This window comes from Oerskovia sp. USHLN155 (assembly GCF_037145535.1).
Taxonomy (GTDB): domain Bacteria; phylum Actinomycetota; class Actinomycetes; order Actinomycetales; family Cellulomonadaceae; genus Oerskovia; species Oerskovia rustica.
The window spans coordinates 197,235-219,789 of record NZ_JBBCXG010000007.1; the positions used below are offsets into that span (position 1 = coordinate 197,235).

At 70.7% G+C, this 22,555-nt stretch carries 17 protein-coding genes and 1 tRNA gene; 13 read left to right on the forward strand and 5 right to left on the reverse strand.

Features of this window, described 5'->3' with window-relative positions; translation table 11 throughout:
* Nucleotides 1-65: 65 nt before the first annotated feature.
* The 4 genes from WFH32_RS11955 to WFH32_RS11970 form a co-directional block, all read right to left on the reverse strand.
* A complete protein-coding gene (locus tag WFH32_RS11955) occupies nucleotides 66-686 on the reverse strand; it encodes a response regulator transcription factor (protein WP_336707688.1) in 621 nt (206 codons plus the stop codon).
* A gap of 104 nt (nucleotides 687-790) precedes the next feature.
* On the reverse strand, nucleotides 791-2,161 hold the full coding sequence (locus WFH32_RS11960) for a sensor histidine kinase (RefSeq protein ID WP_336707595.1): 1,371 nt from the start codon (nucleotides 2,159-2,161) through the stop codon (nucleotides 791-793).
* Nucleotides 2,148-3,002 carry an ABC transporter permease gene (locus WFH32_RS11965; RefSeq protein WP_336707596.1) on the reverse strand — a complete coding sequence of 285 codons (855 nt, stop codon included), beginning with the start codon at nucleotides 3,000-3,002 and terminating at the stop codon, nucleotides 2,148-2,150. The genes WFH32_RS11960 and WFH32_RS11965 overlap by 14 nt, the downstream gene beginning before the upstream one ends.
* A complete protein-coding gene (locus WFH32_RS11970; RefSeq protein ID WP_336707597.1) occupies nucleotides 2,999-4,009 on the reverse strand; it encodes an ABC transporter ATP-binding protein in 1,011 nt (336 codons plus the stop codon). Before WFH32_RS11970 ends, WFH32_RS11965 begins: the two co-directional genes overlap by 4 nt.
* Nucleotides 4,010-4,363: 354 nt before the next feature.
* Here WFH32_RS11970 and WFH32_RS11975 point away from each other — a divergent pair.
* The 6 genes from WFH32_RS11975 to WFH32_RS12000 all read left to right on the forward strand — a co-directional run bounded on the left by WFH32_RS11975 (nucleotide 4,364) and on the right by WFH32_RS12000 (nucleotide 9,493).
* A tRNA-Trp gene (locus tag WFH32_RS11975) sits at nucleotides 4,364-4,436 on the forward strand.
* A 104-nt stretch (nucleotides 4,437-4,540) separates the two neighbouring features.
* Entirely contained in the window at nucleotides 4,541-4,816 is a 276-nt protein-coding gene (secE, locus tag WFH32_RS11980; RefSeq protein WP_138825573.1) for a preprotein translocase subunit SecE, read from the forward strand.
* A gap of 126 nt (nucleotides 4,817-4,942) precedes the next feature.
* Nucleotides 4,943-5,758 carry a transcription termination/antitermination protein NusG gene (nusG, locus tag WFH32_RS11985; protein ID WP_138825571.1) on the forward strand — a complete coding sequence of 272 codons (816 nt, stop codon included), beginning with the start codon at nucleotides 4,943-4,945 and terminating at the stop codon, nucleotides 5,756-5,758.
* Between the two features lie 73 nt (nucleotides 5,759-5,831).
* Nucleotides 5,832-6,263: a 50S ribosomal protein L11 gene (gene rplK / locus WFH32_RS11990; protein WP_056653726.1), complete on the forward strand. Its 432-nt coding sequence runs from the start codon at nucleotides 5,832-5,834 to the stop codon at nucleotides 6,261-6,263.
* 154 nt (nucleotides 6,264-6,417) lie between these two features.
* Nucleotides 6,418-7,134: a 50S ribosomal protein L1 gene (gene rplA / locus WFH32_RS11995; RefSeq protein ID WP_191795911.1), complete on the forward strand. Its 717-nt coding sequence runs from the start codon at nucleotides 6,418-6,420 to the stop codon at nucleotides 7,132-7,134.
* A gap of 316 nt (nucleotides 7,135-7,450) precedes the next feature.
* Nucleotides 7,451-9,493 carry an alkaline phosphatase family protein gene (locus tag WFH32_RS12000; RefSeq protein ID WP_336707599.1) on the forward strand — a complete coding sequence of 681 codons (2,043 nt, stop codon included), beginning with the start codon at nucleotides 7,451-7,453 and terminating at the stop codon, nucleotides 9,491-9,493.
* Nucleotides 9,494-9,634: 141 nt separating this feature from the next.
* On the opposite strand, the gene WFH32_RS12005 is transcribed toward WFH32_RS12000, so the two are convergent.
* On the reverse strand, nucleotides 9,635-11,044 hold the full coding sequence (locus WFH32_RS12005) for a glycosyl hydrolase family 18 protein (protein ID WP_318244062.1): 1,410 nt from the start codon (nucleotides 11,042-11,044) through the stop codon (nucleotides 9,635-9,637).
* Between the two features lie 476 nt (nucleotides 11,045-11,520).
* Here WFH32_RS12005 and WFH32_RS12010 point away from each other — a divergent pair, with 476 nt between their 5' ends.
* The 7 genes from WFH32_RS12010 to rpoB all read left to right on the forward strand — a co-directional run bounded on the left by WFH32_RS12010 (nucleotide 11,521) and on the right by rpoB (nucleotide 22,496).
* Nucleotides 11,521-12,165 (forward strand): RNA polymerase sigma factor, encoded by a 645-nt coding sequence (locus tag WFH32_RS12010; RefSeq protein WP_138825563.1) that lies wholly within the window; start codon nucleotides 11,521-11,523, stop codon nucleotides 12,163-12,165.
* The gene (locus tag WFH32_RS12015; protein WP_191795913.1) at nucleotides 12,162-12,659 is read left to right on the forward strand and encodes a carboxypeptidase-like regulatory domain-containing protein; all 498 of its coding nucleotides are present in this window, start codon (nucleotides 12,162-12,164) and stop codon (nucleotides 12,657-12,659) included. Before WFH32_RS12010 ends, WFH32_RS12015 begins: the two co-directional genes overlap by 4 nt.
* Nucleotides 12,660-12,736: 77 nt before the next feature.
* Nucleotides 12,737-14,542 carry a S8/S53 family peptidase gene (locus WFH32_RS12020; protein ID WP_191795914.1) on the forward strand — a complete coding sequence of 602 codons (1,806 nt, stop codon included), beginning with the start codon at nucleotides 12,737-12,739 and terminating at the stop codon, nucleotides 14,540-14,542.
* 9 nt (nucleotides 14,543-14,551) lie between these two features.
* On the forward strand, nucleotides 14,552-17,122 hold the full coding sequence (locus WFH32_RS12025) for a CHAT domain-containing protein (RefSeq protein ID WP_191795915.1): 2,571 nt from the start codon (nucleotides 14,552-14,554) through the stop codon (nucleotides 17,120-17,122).
* Between the two features lie 355 nt (nucleotides 17,123-17,477).
* On the forward strand, nucleotides 17,478-18,005 hold the full coding sequence (rplJ, locus tag WFH32_RS12030) for a 50S ribosomal protein L10 (RefSeq protein WP_030151947.1): 528 nt from the start codon (nucleotides 17,478-17,480) through the stop codon (nucleotides 18,003-18,005).
* Between the two features lie 108 nt (nucleotides 18,006-18,113).
* Nucleotides 18,114-18,497, forward strand: coding sequence for a 50S ribosomal protein L7/L12 (rplL, locus tag WFH32_RS12035; protein ID WP_030151946.1), 384 nt, complete (start codon nucleotides 18,114-18,116; stop codon nucleotides 18,495-18,497).
* A gap of 474 nt (nucleotides 18,498-18,971) precedes the next feature.
* Entirely contained in the window at nucleotides 18,972-22,496 is a 3,525-nt protein-coding gene (gene rpoB, locus WFH32_RS12040; RefSeq protein WP_191795916.1) for a DNA-directed RNA polymerase subunit beta, read from the forward strand.
* The last annotated feature ends 59 nt before the right edge of the window (nucleotides 22,497-22,555 follow it).

A 22,555-nucleotide genomic window follows, 5' to 3' on the forward strand; every position in this document is an offset into this window, starting at 1 on the left:
CTCGCACCCTGCAGTCACCGGCCGAGGGCCCGGTCCGGCCGTCGGTCGGCCCTGACCGGGTGAGATCACGCCCCCGGCAGGATGCCCCGTTCGATCGCGACCGTGACGGCGCGCGTGCGGTCGTCGACCCCGAGCTTGGCGAACGCCCGCAGCAGGTGCGTCTTGACCGTGGCCTCGGAGATGAAGAGCTCGCGCCCGATCGCCGGGTTGCTCAGACCACGCGCGACGAGGGCCAGGACCTGGGCCTCGCGCGCCGTCAGGCGCTCGCCCGCGCCCCGCACGGTCGTGACGAGCCGCGTCGCGACCGTGGGTGCGAGGACCGTCTCGCCGCGGGCCGCGGCGCGGATGCCCGCGACGAGCACGTCGCGCGGAGTGTCCTTGAGCAGATAGCCCGTCGCGCCTGCCTCGACGGCGCGCAGGATGTCGGTGTCGGTCTCGTACGTCGTGAGCACGACGACGCGCGGGCGCCTCGCCCCCGGCGCGGAGGAGGCGAGGATCTCGGTCGTCGCGCCCACGCCGTCGAGCACGGGCATGCGCAGGTCCATGAGCACGACGTCGGGTCCCAGCTCGCGCGCGAGCGCCACGCCCTCGCGGCCGTCGCCCGCCTCGCCGACGACGACGAGGTCCGGCTCGCCCGTGAGCATCCCGACGAGCCCCGAACGCACCACGGGATGGTCGTCGACCACGAGGACGCGGACCCTGGGAGCCGACGAGGGCGCACCGGTCCCGGTCGCCGAGACGGTCGTCCTGGGTCGGGTGGGCGACGAGGACGGACGGTCGGCGGTCGAGGTCACGGGTGGCTCCGGGGGAGAGGGGCGGGATGGGGCGGGGCGCCGGCAGGCACGGGCAGCTCGACCCGGACGCTCGTCCCACCCCCAGGCGGTGACGCGACCCGTACCGTGCCGTCGCCCGCGGCGACGCGCTCACGCATGCCGTGCAGACCGAACCCTTCCACGACGCCCGGTCCCAGCCCCCGACCGTCGTCCGTGACGTCGAGGACGACCGTCGCGCCGTCGGGCACGGTGCCCTCCGGGCGGCCAGGCCCCAGGGAGACGACGACGGAGCTCGCCTGCGCGTGCCGGCGCACGTTCGCCAGGGCCTCCTGCGCGGACCGCAGCAGGACCACGTCCTCGGCGCTGCCCAGCCCCGGGACGGCGGACAGCCGCAGCGTCACCGCGACCCCCGACTCGTCCTCGAAGCGGGCTGCGAGGCGCTCGACCGCCTCGACGAGCGTCGCGCCCTGCAACGGCAGGGGAGAGAACGCCGTGACGAGGGACCGGGCCTCGGCCAGGTTGTCGCGCGCCGTCGCCTCGACCAGCGCGAGCCGGTCCCGGACCGCGCCCACGTCCTCGCGGTCGAGGTCGGCGCTCGCGGCCTGGGCGAGCATGACGACGCTCGTGAAGCCCTGCGCGAGGGTGTCGTGGATCTCGCGGGCCATGCGCTCGCGCTCGGCCGCGACCCCGGCCGCGTGGTGGACGGTCCCGAGCTCGGCCTGCGCGGCGTGGAGGTCGTCGACGAGCTGGGCATGGCGTGCGGTCTGGAGCATCGTCTGGCCGACCCAGATCCCGAGCATGGTCGAGAAGGCCAGGGCGACACCCATCTGCGGAGCCGTCTCGACGAGGGCCTCGCGGGAGAACCCCGACGGAGCCGTGAGCGCGAAGGTCGTGCCCACGGCGAGCAGGGTCGACAGCACGAGGCTCACCCAGCGGCGCTCCGACAGCATCCAGATCTGGGTGAACGCGACGAACAGCAGGAACGTCCCGAGCTGGTTCTGGATCACCGCGAAGTCGGTCGCGACGATCAGGATCAGCAGGTAGGCGACGGCCAGGCGCTGGTCCCGGTTCCGGGCGGCCCGCCGGCCCAGGACCGTGTAGGCGACCACGATCACGGCCATCGCGCCCAGAGCCCGGGCGAGCCGGTCCGGCTCGACCCCGGCAGAGAGCAGGGCCAGCGCGCTCAGTGCCACGACCACGTAGAAGCCGACGTCCCACCACACGACGATCCGGTCCCACGAGCCCTCGACGCTGTCGAGGGCCGAGCCGGGGGCGGTGGCCGAGCCGGGGGCGAGGGGGGCGGGCGCGCCCATTGCGGCCGGGCCCGAGGGCCCCGCCGCCACGGGCCCCGCCGCCGGACGGTCCACCGGGCTCTCAGCCGTCGTCACGCCGCCTCCACCTGAACGTCCGGACCCCCACCACGAGGCCCACGACGAGCCACGCCACCAGTACAGCAGCCGTCGCGCCGTGCTGCCACGACCCGTCCACCTCGAGGACCACGGCCTCGGGCGGCAGGAACACCGAGCGCATGCCCTGCGCGAGCCACTTGAGGGGGAACACCGAGGCGATCTGCTGCATCCACGACGGGAGGGCGAAGAACGCGAAGAACACGCCCGAGATGAACTGCAGGACCAGGACCACGGGCGTCACGACGGCGCTCGCGGACTTCCCGGACCGCGGGACCGAGGAGAACGCGACGCCGAGCACCGACCCGGTCGCGGTGCCGAGCACGAACACCCACGCGAAGGTCCACCAGGCGGAGGCCGTGGTCGGCATCGGGACGTCGAACGCGGTCGCGGCGAGCAGCAGCAGCGCGGCGGTCTGCACGGTCACGGCGATCAGGACCTGCCCGATCTTCCCCAGGAAGTACGCGGTCGCCGGCAGCGGGGTCGCGCGCAGGCGCTTGAGCGTGCCGTCGTCGCGTTCGACCGCGATCGAGATCGCGAGGTTCTGGAAGCTCGTGAGCATGACACCCGTCGCGACCATGCCCGGCAGGAAGTACTGCGTGAACGGGACCGAGCCGGCCCCGTCGCCCTGGTCCTGCTGCCCGAACACCGTCGCGAAGATCGCCATCATGATGAGCGGGTAGGCCAGGATGAAGATGACCGCGTCACGCTCGCGCAGGAACGCGACCATCTCGATCCAGGTCCGCCGCAGGCCGGTGCCGAGGACGCCGGGCAGGGCGCTCCCGGCGGGTAGCGCACGGGTGGGGGCGGTCTGGGTGCTCATCGGGAGGCCTCCTCGGCGACGGGAGCGGACGGGACGGCAGAGTTCGGGGCGTCGCGTGGGGAACCGGGCGGCGCCGCGGCGGACGGGGCCGATCCGGAGGGGACCGAGGGCGCGGCCCCGATGAGCTCGAGGTACACGTCCTCGAGGCTCGGCTGGAGCACCCGCAGGCCGGGCACCTCGCCGTCGGGTCCGGCCAGGCGTGCCGCGAGCGAGGTGACCAGCGCGGTCGGGTGGTCGGTGCGCTCGACGTGCGTGACGCCGTCCGACTCCCACCGCACGACGGGGCGCAGCGCACCTGGCCCGCCCAGGTCGGCCGGCGCCCCGAGGGCGACGACCTTCCCGTCGCGCACGACGGCGGCGCGGTCGGCCAGGTGCGCGGCCTCGTCGAGGTAGTGGGTCGTCAGGAGGATCGTGGTGCCGCCCTCGCGCAGGGCCAGGACGAGGTCCCAGAAGCTGCGACGCGCCTGCGGGTCGAACCCGGTCGTGGGCTCGTCGAGGAACAGCAGCTCGGGGTCGCCCACGATCCCGAGGGCGACGTCGAGGCGGCGGCGCTGACCGCCCGAGAGCTGGCGGGCACGCGTGGACGCCTTCTCCAGCAGCCCGACGGCGGCGATCACCTCCTCGGGGTCCCGCGGGGCCGGGTAGAAGGTCGCGAAGTGGTGCACGAGCTCGCGCACCGTGAGCTCGGCCTGGTCGCGCGAGTCCTGCAGGACGACGCCGATCCGGCTGCGCCATGCGCGCCCTGCGAGCGCGGGGTCCTCGCCCAGGACCTGGATCTCGCCGCCGTCGCGCTTGCGGAAGCCCTCGAGGATCTCGACCGTCGTGGTCTTGCCCGCACCGTTGGGTCCCAGGACCGCGAAGATCTCGCCGCGCTCGACCGTGAGGTCCAGGCCGTCGACGGCCTGCTTCACGACGCCGCCGCGCTGCACGTACCGCTTGGTGAGCCCCCGGACCTCGATGGCCGGGGTGCCCGTTCCTGCTCGGGGAGGTGTCCTGTCTCTGCTCATGGCTCCAGCCTGGTCGGCGAGGTCCCTGCGGCGCGACGACCGGTCGGGGGGACGTGGGGTCCACCGACCGGTGGACGCCGAGGGTGACGCTCCCGCCTGCCGAGGGCGACGCTCCCGCCCGCCGAGAGTGACGGCGGGCCCGAACCGTGGACGCCGGGGGTGACAGGACAGGAGGGTCCTCTACGCTGGGGGTGAAGGAACAGCGACGAAGGTCGCTGGACGCGGCGCCGGGAGGTGCACGCCGAGGCCGGTTCGACCACGGCGCTCGGTTCGCGTACAGTATTCCTTCGGTGGCAGGTGTCCACCCGATGTTCTCTGCCTTCACGGCAGGTGCACGGGCGGTGCCGATCACGAAGGGCAGTGGCGCAATTGGTAGCGCAGCGGTCTCCAAAACCGCAGGTTGCAGGTTCGAGCCCTGTCTGCCCTGCAAGGCGTCGTCCCTCCCGGGACGTGCGCGTAGTCCGGTAACGGGTTACACCACGAGAGGTCAGCATCGGTTTCGGTTTCAACGTCACGTAGTGGGGATGAACAGTGAGCGAATCGCCATCAGAGGCGCTGGGTGCTGAAGGCGTGCGCGCCGGCGGTGACAAGAAGAAGGGCGACGCGAAGAAGGGCAACATCTTCTCGCGCATCGCGCTCTTCGTCCGCCAGGTGATCGCCGAGCTCAAGAAGGTCGTCACCCCCACTCGTTCCGAGCTGATCACCTACACCACCGTCGTCCTCGTCTTCGTGGCCGTGGTCATGGCGTTCGTGACGGTGCTCGACTTCGGGATCGGCAAGGCCGTCCTGTGGGTCTTCGGGGGCTGATCCCCGGAGGGCGCCCCGTGCCGCGAGCTTCTCGCAGCACCGGAGCAGTTCGCGCCCGGAGCGTATGGACCGGTACCGGTCCCGTCAGTTGCATGTTCGCGTAGTCAGCAGAAAGCAGGTTCGTTCGTGTCCCAGGAGTCGCTGGACCAGGCGGAGAACGTCGATCCCACCGAGCCCGTCGCCGAAGGCGCCGAGGCCGAGCTCGACGCGCCCGAGGCTGCCATCGACGAGGTCGAGGCGGACGCAGAGGCGCAGGACACCCCGGACGTCGAGGTGGAGGACGAGGAGTCGGCCGAGGCTGACGACGAGTCCCGCGTCGACGAGGACGGCGACGTCCTCGACGACCTGGACCCGGTCGAGGAGTTCAAGAAGGACCTGCGCACCAAGCCTGGCGACTGGTTCGTCATCCACTCCTACGCGGGCTACGAGAACCGTGTGAAGGCCAACCTGGAGAACCGCATCCAGAGCCTGAACATGGAGGACTTCATCTTCCAGATCGAGGTCCCCATGGAAGAGGTCGCGGAGATCAAGAACGCGCAGAAGAAGATCGTCCGTCGCGTCCGCATCCCCGGCTACGTCCTGGTACGCATGGACCTGACCGACGAGTCGTGGGGCGCGGTGCGCCACACGCCCGGTGTCACCGGCTTCGTGGGGCACACCCACCAGCCCGTGCCGCTGACGCACGACGAGGTCTTCTCCATGCTGGCCCCGACGATCGAGCCCAAGGCCGAGGCGGGCAAGCCTGCCGCGACGGCCAAGGCGCCCTTCGAGGTCGACTTCCAGGTCGGCGAGTCGGTCACCGTCACGGACGGTCCGTTCGACACGCTCCCCGCGACGATCTCCGAGATCAACGCCGAGGGCCAGAAGCTCAAGGTCCTCGTCTCCATCTTCGGCCGGGAGACCCCGGTCGAGCTGTCGTTCAACCAGGTCGCCAAGATCTGATCCTGCTCGACAGCACCTGCAACCGGGTCATCGCCCACGGCGTCGGCCCAGACACAGAAAGCACGGAACACTCATGCCTCCCAAGAAGAAGGTCTCTGGGCTGATCAAGCTCCAGATCCAGGCCGGTGCTGCAACTCCCGCCCCGCCGATCGGCCCCGCGCTCGGTCAGCACGGCGTCAACATCATGGAGTTCTGCAAGGCCTACAACGCGGCGACCGAGTCGCAGCGCGGCAACGTCATCCCCGTGGAGATCACGGTCTACGAGGACCGTTCCTTCACCTTCATCACGAAGACGCCGCCGGCCGCCGAGCTCATCAAGAAGGCTGCGGGCGTCGACAAGGGTTCGCCCACGCCGCACACGGTCAAGGTCGCGAAGCTGACCTCTGCGCAGGTGCGCGAGATCGCTCAGACCAAGCTCGAGGACCTCAACGCGAACGACCTCGACGCTGCGTCGCTCATCATCGCGGGCACCGCCCGTTCGATGGGCATCACGGTCGAGGGCTGAGCACCACCCCCTCCGGACCGGTCCTGACCGGTCCTCCGGTCGGCCTCCTGGCCGGCCAGTCATGAATCATCATGTCCCGGCGGGTTCGCCCGCCGGGACAGTGGCAGGGTCCGCGCGGACCCGTAGACCACGACTGCTCGAGAAGGAGAAGCAGATGGCAACGCGCAGCAAGGCGTACCGCGCCGCAGCGGAGAAGATCGACCGCGACGAGCTCTACACGCCGCTCGAGGCGGTTCGTCTCGCCAAGGAGACCTCGCCCACCAAGTACGACGCAACCGTCGAGGTCGCGTTCCGTCTCGGTGTCGACCCCCGCAAGGCGGACCAGATGGTCCGTGGCACGGTCAACCTCCCCCACGGCACGGGCAAGACCGCTCGCGTCCTGGTCTTCGCGAACGGCGAGAAGGCGGAGCAGGCTCGTGCAGCCGGCGCCGACATCGTCGGTGGCGACGAGCTCATCGAGAAGGTGGCCGCTGGCTTCACGGACTTCGACTCCGCTGTCGCGACCCCGGACCTCATGGGCAAGGTCGGTCGTCTCGGTAAGGTCCTCGGCCCCCGTGGTCTGATGCCGAACCCGAAGACCGGCACCGTCACGATGGACGTCGCGAAGGCCGTCGAGGACATCAAGGGCGGAAAGATCGAGTTCCGCGTCGACAAGCACGCGAACCTCCACTTCATCATCGGCAAGGTCTCGTTCGACGAGAAGGCGCTCGTGGAGAACTACGCCGCAGCGATCGAAGAGGTCCTGCGTCTGAAGCCGTCCTCCTCGAAGGGCCGCTACATCACCAAGGCGACGCTCTCGACCACGATGGGCCCCGGCATTCCGCTGGACCAGTCCAAGGTCTCGAAGCTCCTCGAGGACGACGCGGCCTGATCGCCTCGCTCTTCTGCCCGACGGCGTCTCTCCCCTTCACGGGGAGGGGCGCCGTCGGTCTTTTGTCGTCCTGGTGCCTGCAGGTGGTCTGCCGGGCGCGGTGACCTGGGCACCGGAGGATCGATATGCCGGGTCTGTCCCTCCGGTGACGCGATCTGCAGGGTGTCGGCCGGAGACGTTCACTGTCCCGATCGTCCCGGTTCATCACCGGTCTGCTTGGTGCGGTCAGAGTGATGCCTGTCTGGACAAGTGAGTCTCGCGACGCCGTCCGGACATCACATCCATGACGTGCACCATGACGACTGAAGGGTTGGACATGCGCAAGATCGCACACCTGGCACTCGCCGGGAGCCTGGCGGCGGGGACGTTCCTCGTGCCGGCGGCCGCGTTCGCGGCCGAGGGAGACGCCCCCGTCCTGCAGGGAACTCGTACGGACAAGACGCTCGTGATCGGCCTGGACGGCGCACGGCTCGACAAGATCGAGTCCGCCTCGACTCCGAACCTCCACGCGCTCATGCGGCGCGGGACGTACGGGCACAGCCTCCTGTACGCCACGAGCGACGCGCCGGAGGTGAGCCAGCGTGGGGCTCAGACCGTGTCGGGCGCGGGATGGTCGACGATCCTCACGGGCGTGTGGACGGACAAGCACAACGTCCGGGACAACTCGTTCACGGGCAAGAACTACGCGCAGTACCCGAGCTTCCTCGACCGTCTCGAGCAGGTCGACCCGAGCATCGCGACGTTCGCGGCCTCGACCTGGGCACCGATCACGTCGTCGGCGAGCAACGGGGACATCGTCTCGGCCGGGATCGACCTGCGGCTCGCGACAGGGTCGGACGTCAAGACCGAGCAGGCCGCGGTCACGTACCTCGGGACGCAGAACCCGGACGTGAGCTTCATCCACCTCGACGACATCGACGGCGCGGGCCACAGCCACGGCGCTGACGCCGCGCAGTACACGGCCGAGCTCGAGGTGCAGGACGCTCGCATCGGGCGGATCCTCGCCGCCATCGAGGCTCGCCCCTCCCGCGCGGCGGAGAACTGGAACGTCATCGTGACGGCCGACCACGGGCACCTTCCCACGGGTGGTCACGGCGGCCGGGCCCAGACCGAGCGCGCGACGTTCGTCATCGCGGCGGGTGACGGCATCGAGGCGCGGGGCAGGCAGGAGAACCTCGCGATCACCGACATCGCCCCGACCGTGATGCGTCAGGCAGGCGTGACCGTGGACCCCGCATGGGGCCTCGACGGCACCTCCATCGGCGACGACGTCACGGACGACTTCGACAGCCTGCGCCCCGCACTCTCGGGACGCGTCGACGAGACGGGCGTCCCCGCGGGGACGCCCGGCTTCACGACCACGCCGCCGTCCGGCTGGAGCGTGGACAACTCGGCCATGCCGTCAGGTGGTGTGACCGAGTGGCGCGGCTGGTCGTTCACGACGCAGCCCTTCTGGTCCGCGGCGGAGCCAGGTCAGGCGCGCGAGAACTTCACGCGCGGACGTGACGTGATCGCGGTCGCGGACTCCGACGAGTGGGACGACAAGAGCCACGGTGCGGGAAGGTTCGACTCGACGCTCGTGACGCCGGCGTACTCGGTGGCGGGCAAGGAGCAGGCCGTGCTGAGCTTCGAGCACTCCTACCGTCACGACCGTGTGCAGGTCGCCGAGGTCCTCGTGAGCTTCGACGGCGGTGCACCGGTCCAGGTGGCGGCGTTCCCTGCGAGCGACAACGGGCAGCGCACGATCGTGACGGACGTCCCGGCCGGGACGAGGACCGCGCAGTACCGGTTCCACTACAGCGGGACGAACGACTGGTTCTGGGCCCTCGACCAGGTGCGTTTCGCGGCGCAGGGCGAGACCGACCCTGCCGGTTCGGAGGGCGTCGCGCTCCAGGCGGTCGTCGAGGAGCCCGTCGCCGAGGGCAGGCTCTCGATGACGGTGGCGAGCGACGGTGCGCCCGTGACGCTCGAAGGCGGCCTCGACGGTGACCACCTGACCTACACCGCGGCCCTGCCCGTGGTGAGCGTCTCCGACACCCGCCTCGAGGCCGCGGGCTGGGCGGTGTCCGGGCAGTCGACCGCGTTCTCCACGGGGACGACGACGTTCGGTGCCGAGCAGCTCGGCTGGACGCCGCGCCTGGTGCTGGGCAAGCCGGGTGTCGTCGTCGGGCAGCGTGTCACCTCGGTGCTGGGCGGGGGAGCGGGGCTGTCGGTCCCGCAGACCCTCGTCGGCGCCGACGCGATCGGTCGCAAGGGCACGTCCGACGTCACGGCCGACCTCGCTCTCGAGCTCCCGGCCGACACGGCGCCGGGTGCGTACGGTGCGACGCTGACGATGTCGCTCTTCCCCGTCGACTGACCTGCTGTTCGCGGGGTCCCGGCTCACTGGCCACGGGTCGGCGAACAAGCACCGAGCCGTTCGGCTCTCCACTCCCTGGGCGGGGGTGGAGAGCCGCACGGCTCGGGTCGTACGAGGGGGCCGTCGGCCTCCCGAGGGGCCTCAGCAGGCGCCGAGGTCCTTCCACACGCCCCAGTCGCTGGGGGCGGGAGCGTCGCCGCGGGTCCACCACTTGGCCTGCCACGTGCGGCCGTTGTGGGAGACGGTGTTGCCGCCCGTGTAGATGGTCGTCGCGCTCCAGGGGGCGGCCGAGCAGGTGGCGCCGGTCGTGCCACCGGTGGTGCCGCCGGTCGTGCCGCCGGTCGTTCCGCCCGTGGTCCCGCCCGTGGTGCCGCCGGTCGTGCCGCCGGTCGTTCCGCCCGTGGTCCCGCCGGTCGTGCCGCCGGTGGTGCCGCCGGTCGTTCCGCCCGTGGTCCCACCCGTGGTGCCGCCGGTCGTTCCGCCCGTCGTGCCCCCGCCGGAGCCCGTGCCGAGGCGCGCACCGACGGCCGTCGCGAGCGCGTAGTTGTTCTTCTTGTCCCAGTTGATCGACCAGGTCATGACACCGCCGATCTTGCCGTACGGCGTCGCGGGCTTGAAGGCGCCACAGTTCGTCCCCGTCTCGAGGCAGTCGACGGCCTTGATGACGTTCGCGACGGGCTGGTAGCCGCCGCCGGCCGCGGCCTGGACGGCGGGGACGCCGATGCCGACCTGGTCGGGCCGCAGGCCCATCTCGAGCTGGATGCAGGAGAGCGAGGTGAGGAAGTCGATGCTGCCCTGGCTGTAGACCTGCTGGTTGCAGCCCATCATCGCGCCCGAGTTGTAGTACTGGGTGTTGACGATCGTGAGGATGTCCTTGATGGCGAGCGTGAGCTGGTAGTAGCCCATCGAGGTGGCCTGGTAGTCGATGGTCTGGGGGGCCATCGCGATGATGAGGTTCGGGCCCGCCTTGGCCGAGAGCTGGTGCAGCGCGCTCGACATGTACGTGGCGTTGATGCCGTGCTCGAGGTCGATGTCGACGCCGTCGAAGCCGTACTCCTGCATGAGGGCGTACGCGGTGTCGGCGAAGTTCTTCGCCTCGGTCGCGTTGGAGACGATGACGTTCCCCTTCTCGCCGCCGACCGACAGGATGACCTTGCGGCCCTGGGCCCGGATCGCGGCGATGTCGGCCTTGAACTGGGGCACGGTGTACCCGTTCAGCTCGGCGGTCGAGAGGTTGAAGGTGATCCCGCCGGGCGTGCCGGTCAGGTTGTCGGCGAACGCGACGGCGACCAGGTTGTAGGCGGGCGGGATGTCGCTCAGCGGCATGACGACCGAGCCGTTGTTGAAGTTGTGCCAGTAGCCCGTGAGCCACTGGTGGCCCGGGGCGGCGGCTGCTGCGACGGTCGCGGGCTGGGCGGCGGGCTGCGGGGCGGCCTGAGCGCTCGTGCCGGCGAGCGCGAGCCCGCCGAGGGCGACCGTGGCGGCGGTCAGTGCCGCGAGCAGGCGGGCCGGACGGCGGGCGCCGTCGGCGGGGTGGCGATGGGTTCTCACGTGGTGCTCCTCTAGCAAGGGGTCCGGGACGTCGTCGTCTCACCGGGACCGTCCGAGTGGCCGATCTGGGTCGGCCATGCCGACGCTACGTGAGCCGCGTCACGCCTGTGATGAGGGGTTTCACCACTCTCTGCCTGCGGACGGTACGGGGATCCCCCTACGTGTCGCGTACCCGTACGTGCGGGTTCCCGTCGCCCGACGTCGTCGCGCGGGTCGCGTGGTGCGGGTCGCCGAAGCACACGACGGACGTCCGGGAAGAACCTCCGGACGCGTGTATCAAACGCGGCGCCCGTTCCTCTCTCCCGGCAGGAAGGGGTCCGGTGCACCACCGGCCCGGTGCGTCGAGCGTGCGTGAGCACGGGCCGGAGGGAGGTCCTGCGGTGGCGGAAATGCTTGTCCCACCTGGGCAGACGCCCCTAGACTCGGGTTCCCCCGAAGTACCCGAGCACGACCGAGAGCAGACGGCGCACCCAGCCATGACACGGATCACCGAGGACGTCCCGGAAGTCGACGAGCCGGAGGTGAGCCTCGGGGATCGTGCCGCGGCCGCCCTGCTCGACTACCGCGAGGGCAAGCACCAGGCACTGGCCGACTTCGTGAGAGAGGCCACGCCGTTGCTGTGGCACACGGTCAGGGCCCAGGGAGTCGTCCGCGAGCAGGCGGACGACATCGTCCAGAACACCTGGATGGCCCTCGTACGCAACGCTCACACCATCCAGGAGCCGCACGCCGTGCTCAAGTGGCTCCTCGTGACCGCCAAGCGCGGCGCGTGGGAGGCCGTCCGCAAGCACCGTGACGACCAGAAGCGCCGGACCGAGCTGCCCGACGACATGCTCGACGGGCCCACGGGCACCCTTCCCTCTTCCGACCCCACCCCCGAGACCCAGGTCCTCGAGGTGGAGCGCGACCGCTACCTGTGGCGCGCTGTCCTCCAGCTGCCGGACCGCTGTCAGCAGCTCCTCCGGCTGATCTCGTTGGCGGACCGACCCGACTACAAGTACATCTCGAGCGCCATCGGCATGCCGGTGGGCAGCATCGGGTCCAACCGTGGGCGGTGCTTGGCAAAGCTCCGCGACATCATCGAGAGCGAGCAGGGGGACAGGACATGGGAAACATCATGAGCGCACCGTCGGGGTACAGCCCCGAGGAACCACTGGACGCCGTCGACCTCGAGATCCTGGCGGATCTCGCCCGTATCCACACGATGCTCGACCCGGTACCGGACGGGCTCGTCGAGCGGTCGCTGTTCGCGATCACGCTCGCAGGCCTGGAGGCCGAGGTCATGGAGCTCGAGTACGTCCGTGTGCCGGAGATGTCGGTCCGGGGCGAGGCGCCGCCGATCGAGGCGCGCACCATCACCTTCACGGCCGAGTCCCTGACCGTCATGATCACGCTGTCCGCTCGTGACGACGGCCGGATCCGCATCGACGGATGGGCCGCCCCGGCCGGCGAGCTGACGGTCGAGCTGCACCGCCCGGACGGGATGGTCTCGACCGTCGCCGACGAGGACGGCCGGTTCGTGTTCGACGCCGTCGGGCCTGGTCCGGCGAGCCTGCTGCTGCGAGCCCCGGGTGCTGGCGGCGACGCCGTGACGACACCGATCATCGAGCTCTAGCCGCCCCGCCCCTTCGTCATCTCGGCACGCCGGGCCGATCGACCCGACGGTAGTCCCCTTCGTGCATTGGAGCACCGATGAGTGAGACCCCTGAGCAGTCGGCCACGCCGCCTGTCCCGCCGGGCGGGCGGCCCTTCGGAGACCGACCGAACCGGCTGCAGTGGCGGACGCGGACCCTCGACCCGATCACCGCACCGCGTCGGGCCGGGCAGTCCTCGCCGCACCCCACCTGGTACGTGGGGGACCGGGTCCTGGTTCCCGAGTCTCCGGACGACCTGACCGGCAACCGCTCGCTGCGCTGGCTCGAGGAGGCCGCGGCGAAGTTCGACCTGACGGTCGAGGTCGAGGAGGCCAGCAGGAGTGACGCGGAGCTCATCACCCGGGCGGGGCTGGACCGCGAGACGACCCGTGACCTGCGACGCGTCTTCGGGCTGTCGGCGCGCCTGCGGCAGAAGGGCGGCAGCGAGGGGGAGCTCCCCGACGCCTGGAAGGTCATCGAGAAGCTCGGTGGACGCCTGTGTCCCGATGACAGGTGCAGCCCGCGGGTGGGCCTCGACCACATGATCGCGCCCGCGGCGGGGCCCGCCATCGGTGGCCAGCCGTACACGCAGCCGTTCCCGTACACGCAGCCCTTCCCCTACACCCAGCCGTTCCCGTACACGCAGCCGTTCCCCTACACCCAGCCGTTCCCCTACACCCAGCCCTTCCCCGTCACGGGAACCGCGGAGTACGCGACACCCGGCTCGGGCGGGCGGACCCCCGTGAACTGGGTCGGTCCCGTCCCCGCACGGCGGCTCGCCGTCGGTGCCGACGACTTCACCGCCGCGGACGGGACCCGCCGACCCGTCGTGGCGGTCCTGGACACCGGGGTGGGCGCGCACCCCTGGTTCGACGCCGCCCCGGAGACTCGAGGGACGATCGTCGTGCGAGACCCCGAGCTCCTCGGAGAGCCGCTGTCCGTCCTCCCGGAGACGGAGTACGAGTACGAGGACCCCGAGATCGGAGGGGTGTCGATCTCTCCCTTGACGGGCCCGCTCGACCCGGTCGCCGGGCACGGCACGTTCATCGCCGGGCTCGTCCACCAGAAGTGCCCCGACGCGGTCATCCTGGCTCCTCGTCTCTACGGCGGTGCCGGGGTCATCCCCGAACGAGACCTCCTGCGCTCCCTGCGTCGTGTGCTTCTGTGGCACGTGCTGGGACTCGTCGGGCGGGACGGCTACGCGCCGATCGACGTCCTGGTCCTCTCGCTCGGGTACTACCACGAGCGCCCCGAGGACGCGGACTTCGACGCTCCCTTCGGCACCGTCCTGCGGGCGCTCCGGCGCTACGGGGTGCTGGTCGTCGTCTCGTCCGGGAACGACGGGCAGACCAGGCCGAGCTACCCTGCGGCGTTCGCGCCGCGCATCGACCGTCGGCAGACGCCGCCCGTGCCGCTGCAGGGTGTCACGCTCCTGCGCGACGAGCCGCCGGTGCTCACGGTCGGGGCGCAGAACCCGGACGGGACCACCGCCCTGTTCAGCAACGACGGGCCATGGGTCACGTGCGTGCGTCCCGGCGCCGCTCTCGTCTCGACGGCGCCGACGACGATGGACGGCGCGGTGGCCCCCAGCCGATGGCTCAAGGAGCTCTGGTCGGACGGCAACCGGGCCACGATCGACCCCGAGGGGTTTCAGGGCGGGTTCGCTACCTGGAGCGGTACGTCCTTCGCAGGGCCCGTGCTGGCCGGCGAGCTCGCGTCCTACCTGCTCGACGACGCCGCGGCCGACCCGACGTCGCCGAGCGCCGTGGTACCGGGTGAAGGAGCGCCCGGACGCTGCGCATGGCTGTGGCAGTCCATTACCCTGGCCACTGGACTGGTCCCCACGGAGGTGACCGCGGAATGAGGTGACGGCGTGGCGCGCAGCGGTGGCCGGACCCTGCGCGCACGCCTCGAGTTCGCGTCGGGGACCAACGCGCGGGGGCGTCATGCCCGGGCCGCCCAGCTCTTCCGCACCATCCTCGCGGATCTCGAGGAACCGACCTTCGCGGACGACCCGGACAACAGCTACGCCCACGTCCGTGCGCTGATCGGTCTGGCGATCTCCAGGTTCGAGTACGAGGGTGACGTCGATCGCTCGCTCGAGCTGCTCGAGCAGGCCCAGGCGTGGGTAGAGGCCCATGGGCCCGAGGACCTGCAGCTCGTGGTCGGCGGACAGCGTGGCCTGCTCCGGCTGCGCACCGGCCGGGTCGTCGAGGCGGTCGAGGAGATGGACGCTGCCGCTCGGTTCATCGACGTGGCGACGCCGCTCGACGCCGCCGTCCTCCTCCTGAACCGGGGGTCGCTGCACCTCGAGCTGGGCAACCTCGATCGGGCCGAGGCGGACCTTGCCGAGGTGGTGCGGCGCGCGGAGGACATGGGGGACGCGCTGCTCGCGTCCAAGGCGCAGCACAACCTCGGCTACGCGAAGTACCTCGGCGGCGACCTGCCGACAGCCCTGCGCGCCATGGAGGAGGCGGAGCGCGGTGCTCCCGAACGGCACGCCTCCGTGGGCCTCATCGACAAGGCGCAGGTTCTTCTCGAGGCCGGACTGCTCTCGGACGCCGACTCGACGCTCGCCGAGGCGCGCGAGCACCTCGTCCGCAACCGGATGGTCAGGGACGTCGCCGAGGTCGAGCTGCTGCGTGCACAGTGCCTCGTGGGGCTCCGCCGCTACACCGAGGCGCAGCGTCAGGCCCGCGCGGCCGCGGCCAGGTTCGACCGGATCGGCAACGACCCCTGGGCTGCCCGGGCTCGGGTCGCCGAGCTCCAGGCGCGGCTCGCCGAGGACCGTTCGGCGGGCCTCTCGGTCGGCGTGGCACGCCGTCGGGCGGCCCGTGCGCTCGCTCTCGCGGACGTGGGGGCCGCGCTCGGTGAGGCCGGTGGGCGTGGGGTGACCGTCCCCGCACAGCTCCTCGCGGCAGAGTGGCTCCTGGCGGCGAAGGACCCGGCGGGCGCGCGCGAGGTCCTCTCGCGGGTCCCGGGGCACCTCGGGCGGGTGGCGCTGCCGCTGCGTCTGCAGCACCAGGCAGTGGCGGCCCAGCTGGCGTTCGCCACCGGGGAGCGTGGCGCTGCGCTCCGTGCCGTGCGCAAGGGGCAGCGCATGCTGGCGGAGCACCGCGAAGGGCTGGGGTCGGTCGACGCCGTGACGGCTTCCGCGGTCCACGGGGTGCGCCTGGGGCACGTGGACGTGGCCGCGGCCCTGCGTACCGGCCGCGCCGCGGCGCTGCTCGACGCCGTCGAGCGTGGACGTGCGACCGTCGCCGGCAGCGGGAGGGTCGTGCCGCCGTCCGACGCCGAGTCCGCCGAGCTCCTCACCCGTGCGCGCCAGGAGATCGAGTCTGCGAGGCTCCTGGGGGCGAACCCCTCGGGTGAACGTCTCGAGCGCCGGCGTGCGCACCTGAGCGAGGCGCGACGGCTGCAGGAGGCTGCTCGGCGTCGGGCCTGGCAGGACGGAGGGGGAGCGCAGACGCCGACCGCGGTCACCGCACGCCGCCTGCGCCGCGCGCTGTCGACGGCGAGCGCGTCGACGGTCGTCGCGGACTTCGTCGTCGCGGACGAGACGCTCCGCGTCCTGCGGGCGGACGCCTCGGGGCTGAGCATGATCCGGCTGGCCCCGATGGTGGAGGTCGGCGAGCGCATCCGGCGTGCGCGTGCGGACCTCGACGTCCTGTCGAACGGGCTGATCCCGGCGCCCATGCGGGCCGCCGCCCGGGCGTCGCTCGACCGGAGCCTGGCGTGGCTCGACCGCGAGGTCCTCGCGCCGATCGACGCGCAGGGCGACCTGCACATCGCCGCGCGCGACCTGCTGCTCGCCGTGCCGTGGTCCTCGTTGCCCTCACGCGCGGGACGCCGGACGTGGGTCAACTCGTGGATCGACCTGCAGGAGTCGACGGTCGAGCAGACCAAGCCCGACGTCGTGGTCGTGGCGGGACCGGGACTACGGGCGGCGGAGGCCGAGGCCGAGGCCGTGGCGAGGACGTGGGAGAGCGCCACGGTCCTGACCGGCGAGGAGGCCACCTGCTCGGCCACGGTCGAGAGGCTCCCGTCGGCCGCGGTCGTCCACCTCGCGACGCACGGCCGGCACGAGACCGACAACCCGTTGTTCTCCTCGCTGCGGCTCGCGGACGGCCCCCTGTTCGCGCACGAGCTCGACGGCGTGGACCTCCGAGGCGCCGTGGTCGTCCTCTCGGCCTGCGAGGCGGGGCTGTCGACGGTCCGGATCGGTGGTGAGCCGCTGGGGCTCACGAGCGTCCTGCTCCGGCTGGGGGCAGCGGCCGTCGTGTCGAGCGTCGCCCCGCTGCGGGACGACGTCGCCGCGCGGGTCATGCCCGAGTTTCACGGCGAGCTGCGGGCGGGGGCCACGCCGGGGGACGCGCTCGCGGCCGCGGTCGCGAGCGAGGAGGAACCGGTTCCCCTGGTCTGCTTCGGGCCGCTCGCGGTCTGAGGGGGCCTGCGCGGAGGCGTGTCCTTCGGCGCCCCGACTGCGGGCGCTGCGCCGCACAGCGCGGCGCCCTGCGGCGCTGTCGGACCGGATTTGGACCAGGCGCCGACCTCACGTACCCTGTTCCAGTACCCAAGACCGCCGGTCGTACCGTCCTGCCCGCTGACTCGTCAGCTGCAGTCCGGACCGAAGTCCCGCAGAAGTGCGGAGGCCAGCGCAGGTGAGAGTTCACGGAGCGGGCGAGAGCCTGCACTTCGAGCCCCGCGCCTGCGCGGGGCTCTTCTCGTCTCCGCAGGACCTCACCCCCCAGGGCCCCCGCCCTGCGGAGACCGGTGGCACCACCACCGGAAGGATTGCCATGGCGAGGCCGGACAAGGCAGCCGCAGTCGCAGAGCTCACGGAGAACTTCCGCGAGTCGAACGCGGCCGTGCTGACCGAGTACCGCGGGCTCACCGTCGCGCAGCTCAAGCAGCTGCGTCGGTCGCTCAGCGGCAACGCAACCTACGCCGTGGTGAAGAACACGCTGACCGCCATCGCGGCCAAGGAAGCCGGCATCGAGATCGACGCCGACTTCAAGGGCCCCTCGGCCATCGCCTTCGTGACCGGTGACCCGGTCGAGGCGGCCAAGGGCCTGCGTGACTTCGCCAAGGCGAACCCCGCACTGGTCATCAAGGGCGGTGTCCTCGACGGACGCTCCCTGACCGCTGCGGACATCACCAAGCTCGCGGACCTCGAGTCCCGCGAGGTCCTGCTGGCCAAGCTGGCCGGCGCGTTCAAGCAGCCGCTCTACCAGGCGGCATACCTGTTCAACGCGCCCGCTTCGCAGGCCGTCCGCACCATCGATGCCCTGCGCCTCAAGCAGGAATCGGAGAGCGCTGCCGCCTGACCCTCCTCGGAGGATCACGCAGCACGCACCCACCCCCTCTGCTTCCAGCAGGGCTCTGTGGATCGTTGACAGGGCTGCTGCCGAGCACCAACCGAAAGGACCGCCATCATGGCGAAGCTCAGCACCGAAGAGCTCATCGAGCAGTTCAAGGGCCTCTCCCTCATCGAGCTCTCCGAGTTCGTGAAGGCGTTCGAGGACGCTTTTGAGGTCACCGCGGCCGCTCCGGCCGCCGTCGCCGTTGCAGGCCCCGCGGCCGCTGCCGCCGAGGAGGTCGAGGAGAAGACGGAGTTCGACGTCATCCTCGAGGCTGCCGGCGACAAGAAGATCCAGGTCATCAAGGAGGTGCGTGCCCTCACGAGCCTCGGCCTGAAGGAGGCCAAGGACCTCGTTGACGGCGCCCCCAAGCCCGTCCTGGAGAACGTTGCCAAGGACGCTGCTGACAAGGCCAAGGCTGCCCTCGAGGGCGCCGGCGCAACCGTCACCGTCAAGTGATCACTGCCCTTCGGGGCGGTATCGCATGACAGGTCGCCTCGCGCGGCCTGACAGGTAGCACAGGCGACGAGGCCCGTACCCCCCGGGGTGCGGGCCTCTCGTCGCCTCTTCGTCTCCCGGCCCGACGCCGGAGCTCACCTTCCACGGGAAGGTGGCGGACGCCGTCGGGCAGGGAGTTTCTTCGTGTTCTTGGGCGGCATATGGCGGCCACCGAGAAGATGTCCTCACCGGCCCGGTGGGGGAGTGCAGTGGGCGTGACGACGGTCTTGACAGGCCGCGATTTCGCGTCGCTGGACACGCTTGACTGGGCCGGGTATGCTAGCGCTTTGCGCTCGCGTGTGCCCTCGGCACCCTCTGAACTGCCCGGACCGTCTTCGGTGTGCGTCCATCGTGCACCACGGCAGCCTCAGGGGGAAGAGGTCCTCCAGCCACGCAGCGTACAGCGTGCAATCGATCTGCAGGGAAGGACCCCTCTTGGCTGCCTCGCGCACCCCTTCTGCTCCGTCCGCCGACGCTATCGCGAACCGCACCGCTTCCCGGCGCGTATCTTTCGCCAAGATCTACGAGCCTCTCGAGGTGCCCGACCTGCTCGGGCTCCAGACCGAGAGCTTCGACTGGCTGCTGGGCAACCCGGCGTGGCGCGCACGCGTCGACGCCGCGGCCGCCGCCGGTCGCCAGGACGTCCCCGCGACGTCGGGTCTCGAGGAGATCTTCGAGGAGATCTCCCCGATCGAGGACTTCGGCTCCTCCATGTCTCTCTCCTTCTCCAACCACCGCTTCGAGCCCCCGAAGTACTCGGCCGAGGAGTGCAAGGAGAAGGACTTCACCTTCGCCGCGCCGCTCTTCGTCACCGCGGAGTTCGTGAACTACAACACCGGTGAGATCAAGAGCCAGACGGTCTTCATGGGCGACTTCCCGCTCATGACCGCACGCGGCACCTTCATCATCAACGGCACCGAGCGCGTCGTCGTCTCGCAGCTCGTCCGTTCGCCCGGTGTGTACTTCGAGCGCCAGGCCGACAAGACCAGCGACAAGGACATCTACTCCGCGAAGATCATCCCGTCGCGCGGTGCGTGGCTGGAGTTCGAGATCGACAAGCGCGACGCCGTCGGCGTCCGCGTCGACCGCAAGCGCAAGCAGTCCGTCACGGTCCTGCTCAAGGCCCTCGGCCTGACCGAGTCGCAGATCCGCGAGGAGTTCGCTGACTTCCCGTCGGTGCTCGACACGCTCGAGAAGGACCATGTCCACACCGAGGAAGAGGCGCTCGTCGACCTCTACCGCAAGATCCGTCCGGGCGAGCCGCCCACGGTCGAGGCCGGTCGCTCGCTCCTCGAGAACTTCTACTTCAACCCCAAGCGCTACGACTTCGCGAAGGTCGGCCGCTACAAGGCGAACAAGAAGCTCGGCGTCGACGCGCCCCTGGGTGACTCCACGCTGTCCGTCACGGACATCGTCGCGACGATCAAGTACCTCGCGGCCCTGCACGCCGAGGTCACGACCCTCCCCGGCACGCGTGCCGGCGAGCCCGTCGAGATCCGCGTCGAGACCGACGACATCGACCACTTCGGCAACCGTCGTATCCGCGCCGTGGGCGAGCTCATCCAGAACCAGGTCCGTACCGGCCTGTCCCGCATGGAGCGCGTCGTGCGTGAGCGCATGACGACCCAGGACGTCGAGGCGATCACGCCGCAGACCCTGATCAACATCCGCCCCGTGGTGGCGTCGATCAAGGAGTTCTTCGGCACCTCGCAGCTCTCGCAGTTCATGGACCAGAACAACCCGCTCGCCGGCCTGACGCACAAGCGTCGTCTGTCCGCGCTGGGCCCGGGTGGTCTGTCCCGTGACCGTGCCGGCATGGAGGTCCGTGACGTCCACCCGTCGCACTACGGCCGCATGTGCCCCATCGAGACCCCTGAGGGCCCGAACATCGGTCTGATCGGCTCGCTCGCCTCCTACGGGCGCATCAACCCGTTCGGGTTCATCGAGACGCCGTACCGCAAGGTCGAGGCGGGCAAGGTCTCCGACGAGGTCGTCTACCTGACGGCCGACGACGAGGACCGCTACGTCATCGCCCAGGCGAACACCGAGCTCAACGCCGACGGCTCGTTCCGTGCCGAGCGCGTCCTGGTCCGCACCAAGGGTGGCGAGACGGCTGACGTCCTCGGCACCGAGGTCGACTACATGGACGTCTCGCCGCGCCAGATGGTGTCGGTCGCGACCGCCCTCATCCCGTTCCTCGAGCACGACGACGCGAACCGCGCACTCATGGGTGCCAACATGCAGCGTCAGGCCGTGCCCCTGGTCCGTTCCGAGGCCCCGCTCGTGGGTACCGGCATGGAGCGTCGTGCAGCCATCGACGCCGGTGACGTCATCGTCGCCACCAAGCCCGGTGTCGTCACCGAGGTCTCCGCGGACCTGATCGTCGTCGCGAACGACGACGCGACCACGACGAGCTACCGCGCGGCGAAGTTCCGCCGCTCGAACCAGGGCACGTCGTACAACCAGCGCGTCGTCGTCGACGAGGGCGCTCGCGTCGAGGTCGGCTCCGTGCTGGCCGACGGCCCCGCGACGGACGAGGGCGAGCTCTCGCTCGGCCGCAACCTGCTCGTCGCGTTCATGTCCTGGGAAGGCCACAACTACGAGGACGCGATCATCCTGTCGCAGCGCCTCGTGCAGGACGACGTCCTGTCCTCGATCCACATCGAGGAGCACGAGGTCGACGCCCGCGACACGAAGCTCGGCCCCGAGGAGATCACGCGGGACATCCCGAACGTCTCCGAGGACGTCCTGGCGGACCTCGACGAGCGCGGTGTCATCCGCATCGGTGCAGAGGTCGGCGCGGGCGACGTGCTCGTCGGCAAGGTCACGCCCAAGGGCGAGACCGAGCTGACCCCCGAGGAGCGCCTCCTGCGCGCCATCTTCGGTGAGAAGGCCCGCGAGGTCCGCGACACGTCGCTCAAGGTTCCCCACGGCGAGTCCGGCACCGTCATCGGCGTCCGCGAGTTCAACCGCGAGGACGGCGACGAGCTGCCCGCCGGCGTGAACCAGCTGGTCCGCGTGTACATCGCGCAGCGACGCAAGATCACGGACGGCGACAAGCTCGCCGGCCGTCACGGCAACAAGGGTGTCATCTCGAAGATCCTCCCCGTCGAGGACATGCCCTTCCTCGAGGACGGCACCCCGGTGGACGTCATCCTCAACCCGCTGGGTGTCCCCGGTCGTATGAACGTCGGCCAGGTCCTCGAGACCCACCTCGGGTGGGTCGCGAAGCAGGGCTGGGACATCTCGCAGACCGACGGCGCAGCCGGCGAGGGCGACCTGTCCTGGAAGGAGCACGTCCCTGCGGTCGCTGCTTCGTCCGAGCCGGGCCGCCCCGTGGCGACGCCGGTCTTCGACGGGCTCGAGGAGGAGGCCCTCACGGGTCTGCTCTCCACGACGCTCCCGAACCGTGACGGCAACCGCATGGTCGGCCGCGACGGCAAGGCACGTCTGTTCGACGGCCGCTCCGGCGAGCCGTTCCCGGAGCCGGTCTCCGTGGGCTACATGTACATCCTGAAGCTCCACCACCTGGTGGACGACAAGATCCACGCCCGCTCGACCGGCCCGTACTCGATGATCACGCAGCAGCCGCTGGGTGGTAAGGCACAGTTCGGTGGACAGCGTTTCGGCGAGATGGAGGTGTGGGCGCTCGAGGCATACGGCGCGGCGTACACCCTCCAGGAGCTGCTGACGATCAAGTCCGACGACGTCCCGGGCCGCGTGAAGGTCTACGAGGCGATCGTCAAGGGCGAGAACATCCCCGACTCGGGCATCCCGGAGTCCTTCAAGGTTCTCCTGAAGGAGATGCAGTCGCTGTGCCTGAACGTCGAGGTGCTCTCGAGCGACGGTGTCTCCATCGAGATGCGTGAGTCCGACGACGACGTGTACCGCGCTGCCGAGGAGCTCGGCATCGACCTGTCGCGTCGCCCCAACGCAGCATCCACGATCGACGAGATCTGATCTCGGAAGCGGTGGGGGCGTCCGTGAACGAACGCCCCCACCGCCACCCGACACTCTGT